Genomic DNA, 19,225 nt, shown 5'->3' with positions numbered 1-19,225 from the left:
GGCACCCGATATCGCGTCGACGCTTTGGGGTCCGCTCCCGTACCGTGCCGGCATGAAGCTTCTCTCGGTCAACCTGGGCAGCCCGCGGGCGGTGCCGTACACGGACCAGCCGCAGGGCCTGACGGGCATCGACAAGCGGCCCGCCGACGGGCCGGTGCGGGTGGCGGCGCCCGGCCCCAAGGGGACCGGCGCGAGCGGTGTCGCCGGGGACGCGGTGTGCGACACCCGGCACCACGGCGGTGACGACCAGGCGGTGTACGCCTTCGCGCGCGAGGACCTCGACGAGTGGGAGCGCGAGCTGGGCCGGACGCTGCCCAACGGCTGCTTCGGCGAGAACCTGACGACGGGCGGCCTGGACGTGTCCGGGGCGCTGATCGGTGAGCGCTGGCGGATCGGTTCCGGGGTCGTACTGGAAGTCACCTCCGGACGCATCCCGTGCCGCACTTTCCAGGGCCATCTGGCCGAACGGGGATGGGTGAGGAGATTCACCCGGAAGGGCGCGACCGGCGCCTACCTGCGGGTGATCGAGCCGGGAGAGATACGGGCGGGCGACTCCGTCGAGATCCTGCACCGGCCGGACCACGGGGTGACCGTGGCGACGCAGTTCCGCGCGGTCACCACCGAGCGGGAACTGCTGCCCGGGCTGCTCGCGGCCGGCGAGGCGCTGCACGCCGAGACCCTGGCCGCGGCCCGGAAGTACGTCGCCGACCGGGCCCGCTGAGCGGCCGTCACCGCCGGCGGACGCGGCCGCTCCGGGTCACTACGCTTGGGCCATGACAACGGCTCTGATTACGGGATCGACGGCGGGGATCGGTGCCGCGTTCGCGCGCCGCCTCGCGGCGGACGGGCACGACCTCGTCCTGGCGGCGCGGGACACCAAGCGGCTGCGCGAGCAGGCGACCGAGCTGCACGACCGGCACGGCGTCGAGGTGGAGGTGCTGACCGCCGACCTCGCCGAGGACAAGGGCATCGAGCGGGTGGCCGACCGGCTCGGTGACCGGCGCAACCCGGTCGACCTGCTGATCAACAACGCCGGCTTCGGCAACAAGGGCCGCTTCCTCGACGTGCCCATGGCCGACGAGCTGAGGATGCTCAAGGTGCACTGCGAGGCGGTGCTGCGGCTGACCGCTGCGGCCGCCGGGCCGATGCGCGAGCGCGGCCGGGGCGGTGTGGTCAACGTGGCGTCGGTGGCCGCCTTCCTGCCCCGGGGCACCTACGGCGCCTCGAAGGCGTGGGTCGTGCAGTTCACCCAGGGCGCGGCGAAGGACCTGGCCGGCAGCGGGGTCCGGCTGATGGCGCTGTGCCCCGGCTTCGTGCGCACCGAGTTCCACGAGCGGGCCGGGATGGGCACGGACAACATCCCCGGCTGGATGTGGTTGGACGCGGACAAGCTGGTCGCGGCGGCGCTGGCCGACCTCGCGCGCGGGAAGTCGGTGTCCATCCCGGACCCGCGCTACAAGGCGCTGATGGGGCTGGTGAAGGTCACCCCGCGCGGTCTGCTGGGCGGGGTCAGCTCGCGGACGGGCCGCAAGTACGGGCCCCAGTAGCACGGGTGGCGCCGCCGATCCGGTGGGAGGATGGTCGGGTCGGTACCCGACCAGGGGGGCCGGAGGCGGTGACATGACCTTCGTACAGCTCATCGAGTGCAGGACGAGCCGGCTGGACGAGATCAACCGGCTGATGGACGACTGGGTCACCCAGAGCAAGGGACGGCGCACGGCGACGCACGCGGTGGTCGCCAAGGACCGCTCGGACGCGTCGCACATCGTCGAGGTGGTGGAGTTCCCGTCGTACGAGGAGGCGATGCGGAACTCGAGCCTCCCGGAGACCGGACGGATCTTCCGGGACATGGCCGCCCTCTGCGACGAGACCCCGACGTTCACCGACCTGGACGTCGTCAGGGACGAGCAGCTGGGCCTCGACGCCGTACGGCGGCTCTTCGCGGCGCTGGAGAGCGAGGGCGAGCTGCCGCCGCTCAACGACCTGCTGGACGAGGACATCCACAGCCACGACCCGGTGAACCCGCAGGACACCATCGGTCTCGACAGCGTGCGCGGCGAGTACCGGATGTGGCGCGCCGCCTTCGACTTCGCCTTCACCGTCGACGACGTGCTGGCCCAGGGCGACCAGGCCTGTGCGCGCTGGACCTGGCACGCGACCCACACGGGCGACTTCCTGGGCATCCCGGCGACCGGCCGCCAGGTCACCATGACCGGCATGACCCTCTTCCGCTTCGACGCCCACGGCAAGATCACCGAGACCTGGTGGCAGCACGACCAGCTCGGCCTCATGCAGCAGCTCGGGGCGCTGGACGAGCTGGAGCAGTAGGCGGCGGTCGAGCGGTAGCACCCGGCTCGCACCGACCGCGAGATCTTCACGACCCCCTTGCCTCCGGGCCGGCGATCATGAGATCTTGCCGCCCGGCCGCCCGGTCGAGCACGGCCGGGCCGGGTTCAAGCACCGATCTCCCTGCGACGGGCAAGGGGGTCTTCGTTCCTCAGGAGGCCCTTGTGCACATCGACGCAGCCGGCGCGCCCCGTAACTGGATCCACTACGAGACCGCGGTCGTCGACATCCGCTTCCCGGACCGTACCGTCCGCGTCGAACCCCGCCCCTCGGGCACGGCCGAGGGCGCCTTCCCGGCGGCGGCCGACGGCGCCACCATCCACGTGGTGACCGCGTGGAACCCGCTGGGCCGTACCGCGTCGGACCGCGACAACGGCCGCGCCCAGTCCCGGTTGCTCGACGAGCTCCGCCGCCGTGGTCTCCCCTGGTGGCCCGCCGTGGGCGGCGACGCGGGCGGCGCACACCGTGAGGAGAGCGTCGCCCTCGTCGGCCTGAGCGACCACGCGGCGCGTGACCTCGGCCGCCGCTTCCACCAGGACGCGATCTTCGCCTGGACACCGCGGGCCTGGCGACTGCTGGCCTGCGGCACGGACGCCGCAGCGGTGCGCGGATGGGCGGCCTACGGGCGGATCCGCCCCGCGGGCCCGGGCAGGCGCTGAGCGGGCGGAAGGAGAGCGACAGGGGGCCCGATCCGTACGCCGGTCCCCTGTCCGTGCTGCGGCAGGCGCCTCGCCGGTCCCCCGGCGGAGCGGGTCGGGGCGGAGGGCTTCCCGGGCGAGGTGACGTACTGGCCCACATGTGCCGGCGCGCGCCTCCGGCGCCCCCGTCCCGCCGCTGCTCACCGGCTGATCGCCGTCTCCCGGCCGATCCGGGACAGCTTCTCCGGGTTGCGGACCGCGTAGAGGCCCGTGACGAGGCCGGCGTCGAGGCGGAAGGCGATGACGGTGTCGAGTTCGTCGCCGCGGTGCAGGAGCAGGGCCGGGTGGCCGTTGACCTGGGCCGGTCGCACGGAGACCCCGGTGTCGATCCGGTTCAGGACCCGGATGACCTCGGCGGCGCCCACCACGGGCCGCAGGGCGGCCGGTACGGCTCCGCCGCCGTCGGTCAGCAGGACGACGTCCGGTGCGATCAGGTCGAGCAGGCCCCTCGGGTCCCCGGTCTCGACGGCCCGCCGGAACGCCGCGAGCGCGTCGCGGGCGTGGTCCGGGGAGACGGCCTCGCGGGGACGGCGGGCCGCCACGTGGGCCCGTGCCCGGTGGGCGATCTGGCGGACCGCAGCCGGGTTCTTGTCGACGGCCTCGGCGATCTCGTCGTACCTCAGGTCGAACACCTCGCGCAGGACGAACACCGCGCGCTCGGTCGGCGACAGCGTCTCCAGCACCAGCAGCATCGCCATGGAGACGCTGTCGGCCAGCTCGACGTCCTCGGCCACGTCCGGCGCGGTCAGCAGCGGCTCGGGGAGCCAGGGGCCGACGTAGGACTCCTTGCGGCGGCGGAGCGTGCGCAGCCGGGTCAGCGCCTGGCGGGTGGTGACGCGGACCAGGTAGGCACGCCGGTCGCGCACCGCGCCGAGGTCGACGCCGGCCCAGCGCAGCCAGGTCTCCTGGAGGACGTCCTCGGCGTCGGCGGCCGAGCCGAGCATCTCGTAGGCGACGGTGAACAGCAGGTTGCGGTGCGCGACGAAGGTCTCCGTGGCGGGGTCCGGGCCGGCGGACGGCCCGGTGGTGTCGTCCGTGTGCGCGCTCTGCTCGGTCATGGCCCACTCCCCTGTCGGCTCTCGTCCGTGTCACGCACAAGACGCCGCGACCGGCCGGAGTGTGACACCACGGCGGGTGGACCGCGTCACACGCCGGGGCTGTCACACGGTCCGGGCGGGCGGCGTCTCGTGGTCGTCAGGACGCCGCGAACGATCCGCGCGGCGGTACCGCACGAGTGAGGACAAGGCCATGGAACCCCGTTTCAACCTGCTCGACAGCCCGACCGCCGCGAAGGTCGTCAAGCGCTTCTACGGCACGTCGCTGGCCCTGGAGGATTCGACGCTGCCGAAGGCCCTGCGGGAGCTGGTGGAGCTGAGGGTCGGTCAGCTCAACGGCTGCGGCTTCTGCGTCGACATCCACACCAAGGAGGCCGCGGCCGCCGGTGAGTCCGCGCTCCGGCTGCACCTGGTCGCCGCCTGGCGCCACTCCACCGTGTTCACCGAGGCGGAGCGGGCCGCGCTGGCGCTCGCCGAGGAGGGCACACTGCTCGGCGACCGGGGCGTGTCCGACGAGACGTGGGCCGAGGTGCGCAGGCACTTCGACGACGAGCAGATCGGCGCGCTGGTCTGCGTGGTCGCCCTGATCAACGCGTCCACCCGGATGAACGTGATCGTGCACAACCCCGGGGGTTCGTACGAGCCGGGGATGTTCGACACCCTGACGAGCTGATCGGCGGGCTTCCGGGCCGGAGAACGCGGGAGGCCCGGCACCCCGAAGGGTGCCGGGCCTCGTCGCCGATGTGCCTCAGTGGGCGTGGCCGTGGCCGTGGCCCGCCGCGGCCGGCTCCTCCTCTTCCTTCTTCTCGACGACCAGGGTCTCGGTCGTGAGCAGGAGGGAGGCGATGGAGGCGGCGTTCTCCAGGGCGGAGCGGGTGACCTTGACCGGGTCGATGACGCCGGCCTTGATCAGGTCGCCGTACTCGCCGGAGGCGGCGTTGTAGCCGCTGCCCTTCTCGAGCTCGGCCACCTTGGAGACGATGACGTAGCCCTCGAGGCCGGCGTTCTCCGCGATCCAGCGGAGCGGCTCGACGGCGGCGCGGCGGACGACCGCGACACCGGTGGCCTCGTCGCCGGTCTTGTCGAGGTTGCCCTCGAGGACCTTGACGGCGTGGACCAGAGCGGAGCCACCACCGGAGACGATGCCCTCCTCGACCGCGGCGCGGGTCGCGGAGATGGCGTCCTCCAGACGGTGCTTCTTCTCCTTCAGCTCCACCTCGGTGGCGGCGCCGACCTTGATCACGCACACGCCGCCGGCCAGCTTCGCGAGGCGCTCCTGGAGCTTCTCGCGGTCCCAGTCGGAGTCGGTGTTCTCGATCTCGGCCTTGATCTGCGCGACGCGGCCCGCGACGTCGCCGGAGTTGCCGCCGCCGTCGACGATCGTGGTGTCGTCCTTGGTGACGGTCACGCGGCGGGCGGAGCCGAGCACGTCCAGACCGACCTGGTCGAGCTTGAGGCCGACCTCCTCGGAGATGACGGTGCCGCCGGTGAGGGTGGCGATGTCCTGGAGCATGGCCTTGCGGCGGTCGCCGAAGCCCGGGGCCTTCACCGCGACGGCGTTGAAGGTGCCGCGGATCTTGTTGACGACCAGGGTCGACAGGGCCTCGCCGTCGACGTCCTCGGCGATGATCAGCAGCGGCTTGGAGGCGCCCGACTGGATGACCTTCTCCAGCAGCGGCAGCAGGTCCTGGATGGAGCTGATCTTGCCCTGGTTGATCAGGATGTACGGGTCGTCGAGGACGGCCTCCATACGCTCCTGGTCGGTGACGAAGTACGGCGACAGGTAGCCCTTGTCGAAGGCCATGCCCTCGGTGAAGTCCAGCTCCAGACCGAAGGTGTTGGACTCCTCGACGGTGATGACACCGTCCTTGCCGACCTTGTCCATGGCCTCGGCGATCAGCTCGCCGACCTGCTGGTCCTGGGCGGACAGCGCGGCGACGGCGGCGATGTCGGACTTCTCGTCGATCGGGCGCGCCGAGGCGAGCAGGTCCTCGGAGACGGCCTTGACCGCGGCGTCGATGCCCTTCTTGAGCAGGGCCGGGGAGGCGCCGGCGGCGACGTTGCGCAGACCCTCGCGCACCAGCGCCTGGGCCAGCACGGTGGCGGTGGTGGTGCCGTCACCAGCGATGTCGTTGGTCTTGGTCGCCACCTCCTTCACCAGCTGGGCGCCGAGGTTCTCGTACGGGTCCTCGATCTCGACCTCACGGGCGATCGTGACACCGTCGTTGGTGATGGTGGGCGCGCCGAACTTCTTGTCGATGACGACGTTGCGGCCCTTGGGGCCGATCGTCACCTTCACCGTGTCGGCCAGCTTGTTGACGCCGCGCTCGAGGGCGCGACGGGCGTCCTCGTCGAACTTCAGGATCTTCGCCATGACAGCGGGAGCCCTCTCGGAAATCTGTGGGTGAAAAAGGCACTGCGCCCCGGGCGCCCGGCTCTTATGTGGTCGCGGGGGCCAGGGGCGCAGCGTCAAGCATCAAAAGTGCTCGAGGTGACTTACTTCTCGATGATCGCGAGGACGTCGCGAGCCGAGAGGACGAGGTACTCCTCGCCGTTGTACTTCACCTCGGTGCCGCCGTACTTGCTGTACAGGACGACGTCGCCGACCTTGACGTCGAGCGGCAGGCGCTCGCCGTTCTCGAAGCGGCCCGGGCCCACGGCGAGGACGGCGCCCTCCTGGGGCTTCTCCTTCGCGGTGTCCGGGATGACCAGGCCAGAGGCGGTGGTCTGCTCGGCGTCGAGCGGCTGGACCACGATGCGGTCCTCGAGCGGCTTGATGGCAACCTTGGAGCTGGTGGTCGTCACGGTCCGACCTCCCCCTTCGGAGATCTCACGGGGTTAACTGTCTGGGGTGGCGACCAGGTGGATCCGTCGTCGCGGGTGCCGGACCTGCCCGTCGCTGGTTGGCACTCTCATCTGCCGAGTGCCAGAGCCGAGACTATGACCGCGATTAGCACTCGGTCAAGCGGAGTGCCAATGGCGGTGCGGCGCGTCGGCCGGCCGGGGCCGCTGGGGGGTGCCCCGGGCGGGCGTGGTCAGGCCAGGTAGTCCTCGAGGCGGGCCACCGTCAGGCCCTGGCGCTGGGCGCGGCGCAGCAGGCGGGCGGTGCGTTCCGTCAGGGTGGGGCCGCCGTCCTCGCCGGGGCCCACGAGGACGATGTCGCCTGGGGTCAGGCGCCCTGCACCCCTGCGGTGGACGACGCCGTCGGGGCCGAGGGCGGCGCGCCACAGGACGACGGCGGAGACGCCGCAGGCGGCGGCGGCGCGCAGGGTGGTGGTGTCGTAGGCGCCGCGGGGCGGCCGCAGGAGCCGGGGGCGGACGCCGAAGCGGGAGCCGATCCTGTCCCGCCGGCCGCAGATCTCGGCGCGCTGTTCGGCGTAGGGCAGTCCGGGCAGCGCGGGGTGGCCGGGGGCGCGGTTCTCGATCGCGGCGCCGGCCGCGCGCAGCCGGGCGAACCGTCCGTGGCCCGGGTCCGTCACGCCGTCGGCGAGGAAGAGGCTGACCGGCAGCCGGAGTTCGCGGACCATGTCGGCGAACCGCGGGTCCCGCCCGGCGCCGTCGTCGTAGGTGAGGAAGACGACCCGGTCGGTGGTGTCGACGTGGTCCACGACCGGCGGCGGGGCGTCCGCCCGGCGGGCGACGGGCGGCCGGGCCGGGTGGCTGGGCGGGACGGCGAGCGGGGCGGCCAGGCCCCAGCGGCGGTGCGCCTGGCCGGCGGCCGGGCTCGGCGGCCGGGCCCCCTGGGCCGCCCGCTTGCCCAGGCGCTCGATGGGGTCGACCGACTGGGCGCAGCCGGCGAGCAGGAGGACCGCGGCGAGCGCGGCCGCCGGGGCGGCCCGCGCTCGCACCGGGCCGCCCGCCGGCCGCCCCCGGCGCCTCACAGGTAGTCCTCCAGGCGCGCCACGGCGTATCCCTCGCGCGTGACCTTGTCGAGGAACCTGCGCATGTCGTCGACCATCGTGCCGTCCCAGTCGTCGCGGCCGCGGAAGTGGGTGAGCACGATGTCGCCGGGGTGCAGGCTGCGGTCCCAGTCGCGGTACTCCCAGTGGTCGACGAAGACCTCCTCGTCCCAGATCGGCGCGTACTTGATCCCGCAGGACTTGGCGGCGCGCAGGGTGTCGCCGTTGTAGTTGCCGTAGGGCGGCCGGAAGATCGTGGGCGCCTTGCCGAACTGCTTCTTCATGATGTCCTGCATGCCGCAGATCTCGTCCCGCTGCTGCTCGTAGGAGAGGCCGGGCAGATACGGGTGGGTGAGGGTGTGGTTGTTGAGGGTGTGGCCCTCGGACTGCATCCGGCGGAAGTAGCCGTAGTCGTCCTTCACCAGGTAGTTGCTGAGGAAGGCCGAGTAGGGGATCTTCAGGTCGCTCATCATGCGCAGGAACGCCGGGTCCTTCTCGGCGCCGTCGTCGATGGTGAGGAAGACGACCTTCTTGCCGGTGGGGACGGTGGTGAAGACCGGGGGCAGGTTCTCCTCCTCCTGGCCGTCCACCTCGAAGCCGTCGCGCGGGGTGATCTTCGGCTTGACGGCCGGCGGAGCCGGGGGTGTGAGCGGCACCCGGGCCAGCTTCCAGCGCCGGGCGGCGGCCGCCAGCCGGGCCTGTTCGGCGGCGCGGCGCGCCTCGGGGCTGAGCGCCTGGGCGGGGCCGCCCTGGCCGGAGCCGTGGCCGGGTCCGTGGTGGGCGCCGGAACTCTGGCCGGGGGAGCCGCAGCCGGCGACGAGGGCGGCTGAGGCCAGGGCGGCCGCCCCGCAGCGTAGGGCGGCCCCCCGAAGGCACGAACGCCCGGCATACGACCGCTTTTTGTCATTTTGTACTACTTCTCGCATGGCGTCGGATCCTCGCAGGCCCCGGCGCCGAACCCGGCCCGACACCGCCGCAGGAGGCGCACCATCCACCGACTGGCCCACAATGACCCGGTGAACGACCTCGCCCTCCTCCTCACCCCCGAAGGCCGCGCCTTGCTCGACGAGGTGCGTGACACCGACCCCGCGCACGAACTGGCCGTCGCCACCCGGCTGCGCCGGGACCACCCCGCCGAGCTGGTGTCGGCGGCGCTGGGCCAGGCGCGGCTGCGGCAGCGGGCGGTGGCCAAGTTCGGGGCCGAGGACGCGGGTCGGATGTTCTTCACGCCCAACGGGGTCGAGCAGTCGACCCGCGCGAGCGTGGCCGCGTACCGCGCCGAGCGGATGAAGGGGCTGGGGGTGACCTCGGTCGCCGACCTGTGCTGCGGGATCGGCGGCGACGCGATCGCCCTGGCCCGGGCCGGGATCCGCGTGCTGGCGGTGGACCGCGACCCGCTGACGGCGGCCGCGGCCCGGGCCAACGCCGAGGCGCTGGGGCTCGCCGGGCTGATCGAGGTGCGGGAGGCGGACGTGACCGACGTGGACACGGGCGGCCACGACGCCGTGTTCGTGGACCCCGCCCGGCGCGGCGGCCGGGGCCGCGTCTTCGACCCCGAGGCCTACTCGCCGCCGCTGTCGTGGGCCGTCGGAGCGGCCCTGAAGGCGCCGCGGGCCGCCCTGAAGATCGCGCCCGGCGTCCCGCACGAGGCGATCCCGGCCGAGGCGGAGGCCGAGTGGATCTCGGACGGCGGGGACGTCAAGGAGGCGGTGCTGTGGTTCGGCGCCGGGGCGCCCGGCACCGTGCGGGCCACCCTGCTGCCGGGCCCGCGCACCCTGCCCGGCCGGGGCCTGCCCGACCCCGGGGTACGCCCGGTGGGCCGGTACCTGTACGAGCCCGACGGCGCCGTGATCCGCGCCCACCTGGTCGCCGAGGTGGCAGAGGACCTGGACGGTGGTCTGATCGACCCGACCATCGCCTACGTCACCTCCGACGAGCTGCACGGCACCCCGTACGCCACCGCCTACGAGATCACCGACCGGCTCCCGTTCAACGTCAAGAAGCTCAAGGCGCTGCTGCGCGAGCGCGAGGTCGGCATCCTGACCGTGAAGAAGCGGGGCTCGGCGGTCGAGCCGGAGGAGCTGCGCAGAAAGGTCAAACCGCAGGGCCCCCACTCGGCCACGGTCTTCCTGACCCGGGTGGCGGGAGCCCCGACGATGCTGGTCGGCCGGCCGGCGCGCTGAGCGCCGCGTCCGGGCCCTCAGCCGGCCTCCGCGGCCCGGGCCAGCAGCAGGGCGCGTTCGCGTTCGTTGCGGGTGAGGGAGGCGGCGCGTTCGAACTCCGCGCGGGCCTCCGCCGTGCGGCCGAGGCGGGACAGCAGGTCGGCGCGGACGCTGGGCAGCAGGTGGTAGTCGCGCAGGGCGGGTTCGGCGGCCAGGGCGTCGACGAGCCCGAGCGCTTCGGCCGGTCCCTCGGCCATCGACACGGCGACCGCGCGGTTGAGCTCGACGACCGGCGACGGGGCGCGGGCGGCGAGCAGCGCGTAGAGGGTGGCGATGGTCCGCCAATCGGTCTCCGCGTAGGAGTACGCGTGCGCGTGGCAGGCGGCGATGGCCGCCTGGAGGGCGTAGGGGCCGGGTGCGCCGGCGGCGGTGGCGTCGGCGCGGGCGAGGGCCTCGATGCCGCGGGTGACGAGCATGCGGTTCCAGCGGCGCCGGTTCTGGTCCTTCAGCAGGACCGGGGTGCCGTCGGGGGCGGTGCGGGCGGCGGTGCGCGAGGCCTGGAACTCCAGCAGTGCGGTCAGGCCGTGCACCTCCGGTTCCTTGGGCATCAGGGCGGACAGCAGCCGGGCCAGCCGCAGGGCGTCCTCACAGAGCCCGGGGCGCAGCAGGTCGTCGCCGGCGGTGGCCGCGTAGCCCTCGTTGAAGATCAGGTAGATGACGTCGAGGACCGAGCCGAGGCGGGCCTCGCGGTCGGGTCCGTACGGCACCTCGAAGGCGACGCCGCGGGTCGCGAGGGTGCGTTTGGCGCGGACGATGCGCTGGGCGACCGTCGCCTCCGGGACCAGGTGGGCGCGGGCGATCTCCGCCGTGGTGAGGCCGCCGAGCAGGCGCAGGGTGAGGGCGATGCGGGCCTCGGGCGACAGCACCGGGTGGCAGGTGGTGAAGACGAGCCGCAGCAGGTCGTCGTCGATGCCGTCCGGGTCGGCGGGCTCCTGCGCCGGGACCGTGTCCGGCAGGGTCCGGCCGACCTCCGCGAGCTTGCGGGCGTAGGTCTCGCGGCGCCGGACCAGGTCGACGGCGCGGTGCCGGGCGGTGGCCATGAGCCAGGCGCCGGGGTTGTCGGGCACGCCGTCCCGGGGCCACCGCTCCAGGGCGACGACCAGCGCGTCCTGCGCGAGTTCCTCGGCGAGGCCGACATCCCGCACGATCCGGGCGACGCCGGCGACGACGCGCGGGGACTCCAGCCGGAAGACGGTCTCGATGGCGTGTGCCGCGGTGGGCTGTGCTTCCACAGCCCACCATGCAACACCCCCCGGGCCGCCGGAGCCAAGCGGCCTCAGCCCTCGGCGATCTCCCGGACCTCACAGGTGACGGTCCAGAACTCCTCGTGGGTCTTCAGGAACCGCTTGGTCCACTCCACGGCCTCGGCCATGTCCTTGCACTGCATGAGCGCGTAGCCGCCGACGACCTCCTTGGACTCGGTGAAGGGCCCGTCGGTGACGGAGATCTTCCCGCCCTCCCAGCGCACCCGGGAGCCCTGGGCGGAGGGGGTGAGCCCGGCGGTGTCGAGCATGACGCCGGCCTTGGTGATCTCCTCGATCAGCTCGCCCATCCGCCGCATCAGTTCCTCGCTGGGGCCCTCGGCGGGGGCGGAGGCCTCGTCGATGCGCACGAGCGACAGGTAACGGGGCATGGTGACTCCTCGGTCCGGGCGGCGGGGTCGTTCCCCGCCGCTCACCCATGCGTCGAACGGGAGACGGCCGGATCGACAGCCGCGCGGAAAAATCTTCCGGAGAACTTCTCCGGCCGTCCGCGACGGGCGGCGGAAAGGGTCAGAGCCGTGACCCTGCCACTGGCCGCGGCGAGGTCGCGCAGCGGCGGGTCGGCGGCGCGGGCGGTGCCGACGCCGGCCGTGAGCAGGGCCGCGGCGGCGACCAGGGCGGCCGGGCAGGCGCGTAAGGGGGGTTCTGGAGGTTCTCATGGCGGGGGTGCCTCCGAAAGTTTCGGCCGTACAACCGATTGACTTCGGAGGAGTGTGGGCGCGCACGCCCCACCTGTCAAAACGTCAACTTCCGGCCACGCATATCACCCGGCGGCCGGGGCCGCCGTGCTGCTGCGCACCACCAGGCTGGTCGCCAGCTCCACCCGGGTCGCCGCCCGCTCGTCCTGCGCGCGGCCCAGTTCCAGCACCAGCCGGGCCGCGGCCTCGGCCATCTCGGTCAGCGGCTGGCGCACGGTCGTCAGCGGCGGCCCGACCCAGCGGGCCACCGGCAGATCGTCGAAGCCGACCACGCTGAGATCCTCCGGGACGCGCAGCCCCAGCTCCCGCGCGGCCTCGAACAGGCCGAGCGCCTGGAGGTCGTTGCCGGCGAAGACGGCGGTGGGCCGGTCCGGGCGGCGCAGCAGCTCCAGCCCCAGCCGGTAGCCGGCGTCGTGGTGGAAGTCGCCGGTGACCACGAGCGAGGGGTCGACCGGCAGGCCCGCCGTCTCCAGCGCGGCCCGGTAGCCGTCGACGCGGGCCCGGCTGCACATCATCCGGGACGGCCCGCTGATGGCGCCGATCCGGGTGTGGCCGAGCTCCACCAGGTGGCGGGTCGCGGCGAGGCCGCCCTGCCAGTTGGTGGCGCCGATCGAGGGCACGTCCGGGCCCGGGTCGCCGGCCGGGTCCATCACCACGAACGGGATGGAACGGCTGGTCAGCAGGGCACGCTGGGACTCGTCGAGGTGGGAGAGGACCAGGACCACGCCGTGCGGCCGGCGGGCGGCGACCTGGTCGGCCCAGGTGCGGCCCGGGGTGAGCCGCCCGGCCGACTCGGACAGCACCACGCTCAGCCCCGCGTCCCGGGCCACGTTCTCCACGCCCCGGATGACCTCCATCGCCCAGGCGCTCTCCAGCTCGTGGAAGACCAGGTCGATCAGCGGGGAACGGGAGGCCTCGGCACGCCGGCGGCGGTAGCCGTAGACGCGCAGCAGCTCCTCGACCCGGGTGCGGGTGGCCGGGGCCACGTCGGCCCGGCCGTTGAGGACCTTCGAAACAGTCGGAGCGGAGACCCCGGCCTCCCTGGCGATTTCGGCGAGGGTCGCCGTCTGCGTTTCTGCGGGCTTCGAAGGCTTCATGCCCGCGATCGTATCCCTGCGGCACCTCTTGACGAAGGTGTTGTCGCGCCATAGGTTTCCGGAACATTCGATACCCTTTCCGAAACATTCGTGAGCGGAGTCGAGAGTCCACCGCCCGAGAGCCCGAGAGTGTGCCGACGAACGGGGTACCGCCCGGCGTCCCGACCCTTCCGACGGGAGTTCCATGACCACCGCTCCTTGGCGCGACCCCGCCCTGCCCGCCGCCGCGCGCGTCGACGACCTGCTCTCCCGCATGACCCTCGAGGAGAAGACCGCGCAGCTCTACGGAGTGTGGGTGGGCGCCGCCACGGACGGCGACGGAGTCGCCCCGCTGCAGCGCGAGATGACCGCCGACTACGACTGGGACGAGCTGATCACCCACGGCCTCGGCCAGTTGACCCGCTCCTTCGGCACCGCCCCCGTGGACCCGGCGCTGGGCGCGCAGGCGCTGGCCCGCGCCCAGCGCCGCATCGCCGGGGCGGGCCGCTTCGGCATCCCGGCGGTCGCCCACGAGGAGTGCCTGGCGGGCTTCACGGCCTGGGGCGCGACCGCGTACCCGGTGCCGCTCGCCTGGGGCGCGTCCTTCGACCCGGAGCTCGTCGCCGAGCTGGGCCGGCACATCGGCCGCGACCTGCGCTCGGTCGGCGTCCACCAGGGCCTCGCCCCCGTGCTGGACGTGGTCCGCGACCCGCGCTGGGGCCGGGTGGAGGAGACGATCGGCGAGGACCCGTACCTCGTCGGCACGGTCGGCGCGGCCTACGTGCGCGGTCTGGAGTCGGCCGGGGTGGTCGCCACCCTCAAGCACTTCGCGGGGTACGCCTCCTCGGTGGGCGCCCGCAACCTCGCCCCCGTACGGGCGGGCGTGCGGGAGTTCGCGGACGTGACCCTGCCGCCGTTCGAGATGGCGCTGCGCGAGGGTGGGGCGCGCTCGGTGATGGCCTCCTACACCGAGACCGACGGCGTGCCGGTCTCCGCCGACCCCCGGCTGCTCGACGAACTCCTGCGCGGCGAGTGGGGGTTCACGGGCACGGTGGTCGCCGACTACTTCGGCGTGGGCTTCCTGCAGAGCCAGCACCGGGTCGCGGAGGACGAGGCCGGCGCGGCGCACCTGGCCCTCGCGGCGGGCATCGACGTCGAACTGCCCACCCTGAAGTGCTACGGCGCCCCGCTCGTGGGCGCGGTGCGGGCGGGCCGGATCCCGGAGTCGCTGGTGGACCGCGCGGCCCGGCGGGTCCTGCTGCAGAAGTGCGAGCTGGGTCTGCTGGACGAGGACTGGCGGCCGGAGCCGGACGGCCCGGTCGACCTGGACTCGGCCCCCAACCGGGCCCTGGCCGGCCGGCTGGCGCAGGAGTCGGTGGTCCTGCTCGACAACCCCGACGGGCTGCTTCCGCTGGCCCCCGACACCCGGATCGCGGTGGTGGGCCCCCGCGCGGCGGACGCCCTGGCGATGCTCGGCTGCTACTCCTTCCCCTCCCATGTGCTCCCCCACCATCCCGAGGTGCCGCTCGGCATCCCGATCCCGACCGTCCTGGAGGCCCTGCGCGCCGAACTCCCGGACGCCAAGGTGACGTTCGCCGAGGGCTGCGGGGTCTCCGACCCGGACGCCTCGGGCTTCGCGGAGGCGGTGGCCCGGGCGGCGGAGGCGGACGTGTGCGTGGCGGTCCTCGGCGACCGCGCGGGCCTGTTCGGCCGGGGCACCTCGGGCGAGGGCTGCGACGTGGCGGACCTGCGGCTGCCGGGCGTCCAGGGCGAGTTGCTGGACGCGCTGGTCGCCACCGGCGTCCCCGTCGTCCTGGTTCTGCTCACCGGCCGCCCGTACGCACTGGGCCGCTGGCACGGCCGGCTGGGCGCGGCCGTCCAGGCCTTCTTCCCGGGCGAGGAGGGCGGCCCGGCCCTCGCGGGCGTCCTGTCCGGCCGGGTGAACCCCTCGGGGCGCCTGCCGGTGAGCGTCCCGCGGGCGCCCGGCGGCCAGCCCTGGACCTATCTCCAGCCCCCGCTGGGCCTGGCCGGCGAGGTCAGCAATCTGGACCCGACCCCGCTGTTCCCCTTCGGCCACGGCCGCTCGTACACGACGTTCTCCTGGGAGGACTTCACCGGCGGCGACGTCACGGAGATCGGCACGGACGGCTCGTACGACCTCTCGCTGACCGTCCGCAACACCGGCGACCGGGCGGGCGCCGAGGTGGTCCAGCTCTATCTGCACGACCCGGTGGCGTCGGTGACCCGCCCGGACGTCCGGCTGACCGGCTACCGGCGACTGGAGCTGTCCCCCGGCGAGTCCCGCCGGCTGACCTTCCGCTTCCACGCCGACCTGTCGTCCTTCACCGACCGCACCGGCGCCCGCGTGGTGGAGCCGGGCGCGCTGGAGCTGCGGCTCGGGCCGTCCAGCGCGGAGGTACGGCACACCGCCCGGCTGCGGCTGACCGGTCCGGTGCGGGTGGTCGGGCCCGAGCGGACGCTGCGCTGCGAGGTGGAGGTGACCGAGGCGGGGTGAACGCGAACACCCCGCCGCCGGAGAACCGGTGACGGGGTGTTCGATGGAGCGCCGGGCAGGCCTTGCACCTGCATCTCCCCACAGGAAGTGGGGCGTCTTTCCTTGGACCACCAACGCACTGCGTCCGGACCGGGTTTCCGGCCGTTCGCGTGTGATGATCATAGCGCGGGATCGGGCCCGCGCGCCACCTCAGCCTTCCGCTTCCCCGTCCACCCGCTCGAACCGCCACCGGTGGACCGCCCGCGTCACCAGCCCCCCGTCCGGTTCGGGCAGTTCCGGCAGCTCGGCGTCGTACGGCGCGTCCCACCAGGTGACGACCAGCACCCGGTCCTGCGGGGCCCGGAACGTCTCCCGGCGCAGCGGCTCCCCTGCGAGGTCCTGCGCACGCGCCCAGGCCAGCAGTTCCGCGCCCCGGCCCGCGGCCGCCCGGGCCTCCCACATCAGGGCGACCGTCATGAGTACAGGTTCTCCGTGCCGGTCTCGTGCGCGTGGGCATGGCTCTGCCCCGGCACGTGCGGGTCGGTCACCGGCAGCGAGGAGTCGGCGGACAGGTCCCAGTCGGAGGCGGCGCGGTTGCGGGAGACCATCTCGGCGCCGAGGGCCGCGACCATCGCTCCGTTGTCCGTGCAGAGCTTGGGACGCGGGACGCGCAGCCGGATGCCGGCCGCCTCGCAGCGCTCCTGGGCCAGGACGCGCAGCCGGGAGTTGGCCGCGACGCCGCCGCCGATCATCAGATGGTCGACCCCCTGGTCCTTGCAGGCGCGGACGGCCTTGCGGGTCAGCACGTCGACCACGGCCTCCTGGAAGGACGCGGCCACGTCCCGGACCGGGACCTCCTCGCCGGCCGCCCGCCGCGCCTCGATCCAGCGGGCCACGGCGGTCTTCAGACCGGAGAAGGAGAAGTCGTACGCGGGGTCGCGCGGGCCGGTCAGGCCGCGCGGGAAGGCGATCGCCGACGGGTCGCCCTCACGGGCGTAGCGGTCGATGACCGGACCGCCGGGGAAGCCCAGGTCCAGCACCCGGGCGATCTTGTCGAAAGCCTCGCCGGCCGCGTCGTCGATGGTGGCGCCCATGGGGCGGACGTCGGAGGTGATGTCCTCGGACAGCAGCAGCGAGGAGTGTCCGCCGGAGACCAGCAGGGCCATGGTCGGCTCGGGCAGCGGGCCGTGCTCCAGCTGGTCCACGCAGATGTGCGAGGCCAGGTGGTTGACGCCGTAGAGGGGCTTGCCGAGGGCGTAGGCGTAGGCCTTGGCGGCCGAGACGCCGACCAGCAGGGCGCCGGCGAGTCCGGGGCCGGCGGTGACCGCGATGCCGTCGAGGTCCTTCGCGGTGACGCCCGCCTCCTTCAGCGCGCGGTCGATGGTCGGGACCATCGCCTCCAGGTGCGCCCGGGAGGCCACCTCGGGCACCACGCCGCCGAAGCGGGCGTGCTCGTCGACACTGGAGGCGACGGCGTCCGCCAGCAGGGTGGTGCCGCGGACGATGCCGACGCCGGTCTCGTCGCAGGAGGTCTCGATGCCGAGGACGAGAGGTTCGTCAGCCATTGATCTCGGTTCCTTGTACTGGGGGTGAGTCCGCGGCGGGGCCGCTGTCGGATGCTGTGGTCAGGCGCATCACCAGGGCGTCGACGTTCCCCGGCTGGTAGTAGCCGCGCCTGAAGCCGATGGGCACGAAGCCGAAGCGCTCGTAGAGCTTCTGGGCGGCCAGGTTGTCGACCCGGCACTCGAGCATGACCTCGGCGCACTCGAAGGCGGTGGCCGCCTTCAGCAGCTCGGTCAGCAGGCGGCCGCCGAGGCCGGTGCCCTGGTGGGAGCGGGCGACGGCGATGGTCTGGATGTCGCCCACGTCGCCGGAGGCCGCGAGGCCCGCGTACCCGACGATCCGGCCGTCCTCCTCGGCCACGAGGTACCGCCGGTTGGCCTCGCCGCCCCGGGCGTGGGCCAGCTCGGACCAGAACATGCCCCTCGACCAGGCGTCGTCGGGGAACAGCTCCCGTTCCAGCCCGAGGACCGGGTCGATGTCCCACCAGCGCATCTCACGCAGTCGAGGTTCCGTCACTTCGGGGTGACCACCTTGTAGTTCTTGGGGACCTGCGCGTCGGGGCGGCGCAGGTACAGCGGGCGCGGCGCCGGCAGCTCCTCGCCCGCGGCCAGCCTCTCGGCCGCCAGCGCGGCGAGGGCGGCGGCGGACACGTGCTCCGGCTCGTGGGCGCTCGGGAACGTGTCCGGGTAGAGCAGCGCGCCGGCGCCGACCGCGGGCAGTCCGGCGACCCGCTCGGCGATGTCGGCGGGGCGGTCGACGGCCGGGTCGGTCAGGCGGGTGCGGGAGTCGGCGTAGGTCGCCCAGTAGACCTCCTTGCGCCGGGCGTCGGTCGCCACGACGAAGGGGCCCTTCTCGATGTCGGCGGCGTAGGCGAGGCCGTCCAGGGTGCACAGGCCGTGCACAGGGACGCCGAGCGCGAGGCCGAAGGTGTCGGCGGTCATCAGGCCGACCCGCAGACCGGTGTACGGCCCGGGCCCGGCGCCGACGACGATGCCGGTGACGGCCTCCAGCTTGAGCCCGGCCTCGGCGAGCACCCGGTCGACGGCCGGCAGCAGCAGCTCTCCGTGCCGGCGGGCGTCCACCTGGCTCGACGACGCGATGACGTCCGTTCCGTCGTGCAGCGCGACGGTGACGGCGGGGGTGGCGGTATCCAGAGCGAGCAAGAGCACGCGAACAGCCTACGGCGCTCGCGCCGCTCGCATCGCCGTACGGGTGCGGCGGTGACCGACTGCTACGGTTCGTACGAAGTACGACATATGGCACGAAACAGAGGTGGGCGCGCGTGGCAGGGACCAGCTCGGGGATCGTGGCCGGCCTCACCGCGGTGGCCATCGGCGTCGTCGGATTCCTCACCTACCAGGCACAGGCGACCGTCCCGCCGAACCTGAGCGGCAGGCCCGGGCCGAACGCGGCGTCCGCCTCGGCGACCGGCAAGGCGCCGCGCGACCGACTCCACCCGGGCGCCCTGCCGAGCGGTTCCGGAACGGGTGAACGGGTCGTGTACTCGGTGGACGACGACAGAGTCTGGCTGGTCGACGACCACAACCGGGTCCAGCGCAGCTTCGGGGTGAAACCCGGCACCGTGGACCCGCCGGCGGGCAGGTACTGGGTCACGTCCCGATCGAACGCGGTCACCGGCACGGACGGCCTGCCCATCGAGCACGTCGTGCGGTTCACCAGCGTGGACGGGGTGGTGATCGGCTTCAGCGCGGCGGTGCGGGGCGGGGACCCCGTCACGGGGGACGGCGTGAAGACGGGCGGCATCCGGGAGCGGCGCGAGGACGGCGAGGCGATGTGGAAATTCGCCACGATCGGCGTACCCGTGGTGGTGATCCGCTGACGTTCGCGGGGCGGACCGCCCGGCGCCCGCAGGTGCGCGGGGCCGCCGCCGGGGCCGGCTCGCCGGACGCGG

General features: G+C 73.5%; 20 protein-coding genes. 8 read left to right on the top strand and 12 right to left on the bottom strand.

The annotated features are described in order from the left end of the window. The first annotated feature begins 52 nt into the window (after positions 1 to 52). From ACFYU0_RS22390 to ACFYU0_RS22375, 4 genes are all read left to right on the top strand, one after another. Positions 53 to 721: an MOSC domain-containing protein gene (locus ACFYU0_RS22390; protein ID WP_389303706.1), complete on the top strand. Its 669-nt coding sequence runs from the start codon at positions 53 to 55 to the stop codon at positions 719 to 721. Positions 722 to 773: 52 nt separating this feature from the next. Then, entirely contained in the window at positions 774 to 1,547 is a 774-nt protein-coding gene (locus ACFYU0_RS22385) for an SDR family NAD(P)-dependent oxidoreductase (RefSeq protein WP_389303703.1), read from the top strand. A gap of 73 nt (positions 1,548 to 1,620) precedes the next feature. Continuing rightward, the gene (locus ACFYU0_RS22380) at positions 1,621 to 2,328 is read left to right on the top strand and encodes an ester cyclase (protein ID WP_389303701.1); all 708 of its coding nucleotides are present in this window, start codon (positions 1,621 to 1,623) and stop codon (positions 2,326 to 2,328) included. A 182-nt stretch (positions 2,329 to 2,510) separates the two neighbouring features. Beyond that, positions 2,511 to 3,005, top strand: a complete 495-nt coding sequence (locus ACFYU0_RS22375; protein WP_351672082.1) for a DUF3293 domain-containing protein — start codon at positions 2,511 to 2,513, stop codon at positions 3,003 to 3,005. A gap of 179 nt (positions 3,006 to 3,184) precedes the next feature. On the opposite strand, the gene ACFYU0_RS22370 is transcribed toward ACFYU0_RS22375, so the two are convergent. Next, positions 3,185 to 4,102, bottom strand: coding sequence for an RNA polymerase sigma-70 factor (locus ACFYU0_RS22370; RefSeq protein WP_389303698.1), 918 nt, complete (start codon positions 4,100 to 4,102; stop codon positions 3,185 to 3,187). A gap of 190 nt (positions 4,103 to 4,292) precedes the next feature. Between ACFYU0_RS22370 and ACFYU0_RS22365 the strand changes: the two genes are divergently transcribed. Further along, on the top strand, positions 4,293 to 4,772 hold the full coding sequence (locus ACFYU0_RS22365) for a carboxymuconolactone decarboxylase family protein (RefSeq protein ID WP_351672076.1): 480 nt from the start codon (positions 4,293 to 4,295) through the stop codon (positions 4,770 to 4,772). Between the two features lie 75 nt (positions 4,773 to 4,847). Here ACFYU0_RS22365 and groL read toward each other — a convergent pair whose 3' ends face one another. The 4 genes from groL to ACFYU0_RS22345 all read right to left on the bottom strand — a co-directional run bounded on the left by groL (position 4,848) and on the right by ACFYU0_RS22345 (position 8,924). Further along, positions 4,848 to 6,473 carry a chaperonin GroEL gene (groL, locus tag ACFYU0_RS22360; RefSeq protein WP_389303693.1) on the bottom strand — a complete coding sequence of 542 codons (1,626 nt, stop codon included), beginning with the start codon at positions 6,471 to 6,473 and terminating at the stop codon, positions 4,848 to 4,850. A 122-nt stretch (positions 6,474 to 6,595) separates the two neighbouring features. Then, entirely contained in the window at positions 6,596 to 6,904 is a 309-nt protein-coding gene (gene groES / locus ACFYU0_RS22355; RefSeq protein ID WP_020132158.1) for a co-chaperone GroES, read from the bottom strand. A gap of 230 nt (positions 6,905 to 7,134) precedes the next feature. Continuing rightward, complete coding sequence (locus tag ACFYU0_RS22350) at positions 7,135 to 7,947, bottom strand: polysaccharide deacetylase family protein (RefSeq protein WP_389303690.1); 813 nt, start codon at positions 7,945 to 7,947, stop codon at positions 7,135 to 7,137. Between the two features lie 29 nt (positions 7,948 to 7,976). Continuing rightward, entirely contained in the window at positions 7,977 to 8,924 is a 948-nt protein-coding gene (locus ACFYU0_RS22345) for a polysaccharide deacetylase family protein (RefSeq protein ID WP_351672067.1), read from the bottom strand. Between the two features lie 90 nt (positions 8,925 to 9,014). Here ACFYU0_RS22345 and ACFYU0_RS22340 point away from each other — a divergent pair, with 90 nt between their 5' ends. After that, the gene (locus tag ACFYU0_RS22340; RefSeq protein WP_351672065.1) at positions 9,015 to 10,181 is read left to right on the top strand and encodes a methyltransferase domain-containing protein; all 1,167 of its coding nucleotides are present in this window, start codon (positions 9,015 to 9,017) and stop codon (positions 10,179 to 10,181) included. 17 nt (positions 10,182 to 10,198) lie between these two features. On the opposite strand, the gene ACFYU0_RS22335 is transcribed toward ACFYU0_RS22340, so the two are convergent. The 3 genes from ACFYU0_RS22335 to ACFYU0_RS22325 all read right to left on the bottom strand — a co-directional run bounded on the left by ACFYU0_RS22335 (position 10,199) and on the right by ACFYU0_RS22325 (position 13,277). Beyond that, on the bottom strand, positions 10,199 to 11,452 hold the full coding sequence (locus ACFYU0_RS22335) for an RNA polymerase sigma factor (RefSeq protein WP_389303686.1): 1,254 nt from the start codon (positions 11,450 to 11,452) through the stop codon (positions 10,199 to 10,201). A 44-nt stretch (positions 11,453 to 11,496) separates the two neighbouring features. Next, the gene (locus tag ACFYU0_RS22330) at positions 11,497 to 11,853 is read right to left on the bottom strand and encodes a YciI family protein (RefSeq protein WP_351672059.1); all 357 of its coding nucleotides are present in this window, start codon (positions 11,851 to 11,853) and stop codon (positions 11,497 to 11,499) included. 392 nt (positions 11,854 to 12,245) lie between these two features. Beyond that, positions 12,246 to 13,277 (bottom strand): LacI family DNA-binding transcriptional regulator, encoded by a 1,032-nt coding sequence (locus tag ACFYU0_RS22325; protein ID WP_351672056.1) that lies wholly within the window; start codon positions 13,275 to 13,277, stop codon positions 12,246 to 12,248. A gap of 184 nt (positions 13,278 to 13,461) precedes the next feature. Here ACFYU0_RS22325 and ACFYU0_RS22320 point away from each other — a divergent pair, with 184 nt between their 5' ends. Next, positions 13,462 to 15,771: a glycoside hydrolase family 3 N-terminal domain-containing protein gene (locus ACFYU0_RS22320; protein WP_389303682.1), complete on the top strand. Its 2,310-nt coding sequence runs from the start codon at positions 13,462 to 13,464 to the stop codon at positions 15,769 to 15,771. A 189-nt stretch (positions 15,772 to 15,960) separates the two neighbouring features. Here the strand turns inward: ACFYU0_RS22320 and ACFYU0_RS22315 are convergent, their stop codons facing one another. The 4 genes from ACFYU0_RS22315 to tsaB are packed head-to-tail and all read right to left on the bottom strand — an operon-like array spanning position 15,961 to position 18,482. Continuing rightward, the gene (locus tag ACFYU0_RS22315; RefSeq protein ID WP_351672050.1) at positions 15,961 to 16,227 is read right to left on the bottom strand and encodes a hypothetical protein; all 267 of its coding nucleotides are present in this window, start codon (positions 16,225 to 16,227) and stop codon (positions 15,961 to 15,963) included. After that, the gene (gene tsaD / locus ACFYU0_RS22310; RefSeq protein ID WP_351672047.1) at positions 16,224 to 17,315 is read right to left on the bottom strand and encodes a tRNA (adenosine(37)-N6)-threonylcarbamoyltransferase complex transferase subunit TsaD; all 1,092 of its coding nucleotides are present in this window, start codon (positions 17,313 to 17,315) and stop codon (positions 16,224 to 16,226) included. The genes ACFYU0_RS22315 and tsaD overlap by 4 nt, the downstream gene beginning before the upstream one ends. Continuing rightward, complete coding sequence (gene rimI, locus ACFYU0_RS22305; protein ID WP_351672159.1) at positions 17,308 to 17,805, bottom strand: ribosomal protein S18-alanine N-acetyltransferase; 498 nt, start codon at positions 17,803 to 17,805, stop codon at positions 17,308 to 17,310. The genes tsaD and rimI overlap by 8 nt, the downstream gene beginning before the upstream one ends. Positions 17,806 to 17,825: 20 nt before the next feature. After that, positions 17,826 to 18,482, bottom strand: a complete 657-nt coding sequence (tsaB, locus tag ACFYU0_RS22300) for a tRNA (adenosine(37)-N6)-threonylcarbamoyltransferase complex dimerization subunit type 1 TsaB (protein ID WP_389303679.1) — start codon at positions 18,480 to 18,482, stop codon at positions 17,826 to 17,828. Positions 18,483 to 18,595: 113 nt separating this feature from the next. Here tsaB and ACFYU0_RS22295 point away from each other — a divergent pair, with 113 nt between their 5' ends. Then, positions 18,596 to 19,153 carry a hypothetical protein gene (locus ACFYU0_RS22295; RefSeq protein ID WP_389303676.1) on the top strand — a complete coding sequence of 186 codons (558 nt, stop codon included), beginning with the start codon at positions 18,596 to 18,598 and terminating at the stop codon, positions 19,151 to 19,153. The last annotated feature ends 72 nt before the right edge of the window (positions 19,154 to 19,225 follow it).

Source organism: Streptomyces sp. NPDC003720 (assembly GCF_042875075.1).
In the GTDB taxonomy this organism is placed as follows: Bacteria; Actinomycetota; Actinomycetes; order Streptomycetales; family Streptomycetaceae; genus Streptomyces.
Note: the sequence above shows the minus strand (reverse complement) of the source record. Positions and strands in the feature narration are given on the sequence as shown.

What these genes read in the sequence shown, in the direction of transcription:
- ACFYU0_RS22380 (WP_389303701.1), top strand. Translation starts at nt 1,621, where the DNA reads ATGACCTTCGTACAGCTCATCGAGTGCAGGACGAGCCGGCTGGACGAG.
- tsaD (WP_351672047.1), bottom strand. Translation starts at nt 17,315, where the DNA reads ATGGCTGACGAACCTCTCGTCCTCGGCATCGAGACCTCCTGCGACGAG.
- ACFYU0_RS22385 (WP_389303703.1), top strand. Translation starts at nt 774, where the DNA reads ATGACAACGGCTCTGATTACGGGATCGACGGCGGGGATCGGTGCCGCG.
- ACFYU0_RS22320 (WP_389303682.1), top strand. Translation starts at nt 13,462, where the DNA reads ATGACCACCGCTCCTTGGCGCGACCCCGCCCTGCCCGCCGCCGCGCGC.
- rimI (WP_351672159.1), bottom strand. Translation starts at nt 17,805, where the DNA reads ATGCGCTGGTGGGACATCGACCCGGTCCTCGGGCTGGAACGGGAGCTG.
- ACFYU0_RS22330 (WP_351672059.1), bottom strand. Translation starts at nt 11,853, where the DNA reads ATGCCCCGTTACCTGTCGCTCGTGCGCATCGACGAGGCCTCCGCCCCC.
- ACFYU0_RS22390 (WP_389303706.1), top strand. Translation starts at nt 53, where the DNA reads ATGAAGCTTCTCTCGGTCAACCTGGGCAGCCCGCGGGCGGTGCCGTAC.
- ACFYU0_RS22370 (WP_389303698.1), bottom strand. Translation starts at nt 4,102, where the DNA reads ATGACCGAGCAGAGCGCGCACACGGACGACACCACCGGGCCGTCCGCC.
- ACFYU0_RS22315 (WP_351672050.1), bottom strand. Translation starts at nt 16,227, where the DNA reads ATGACGGTCGCCCTGATGTGGGAGGCCCGGGCGGCCGCGGGCCGGGGC.
- groL (WP_389303693.1), bottom strand. Translation starts at nt 6,473, where the DNA reads ATGGCGAAGATCCTGAAGTTCGACGAGGACGCCCGTCGCGCCCTCGAG.
- ACFYU0_RS22325 (WP_351672056.1), bottom strand. Translation starts at nt 13,277, where the DNA reads ATGAAGCCTTCGAAGCCCGCAGAAACGCAGACGGCGACCCTCGCCGAA.
- ACFYU0_RS22345 (WP_351672067.1), bottom strand. Translation starts at nt 8,924, where the DNA reads ATGCGAGAAGTAGTACAAAATGACAAAAAGCGGTCGTATGCCGGGCGT.
- ACFYU0_RS22365 (WP_351672076.1), top strand. Translation starts at nt 4,293, where the DNA reads ATGGAACCCCGTTTCAACCTGCTCGACAGCCCGACCGCCGCGAAGGTC.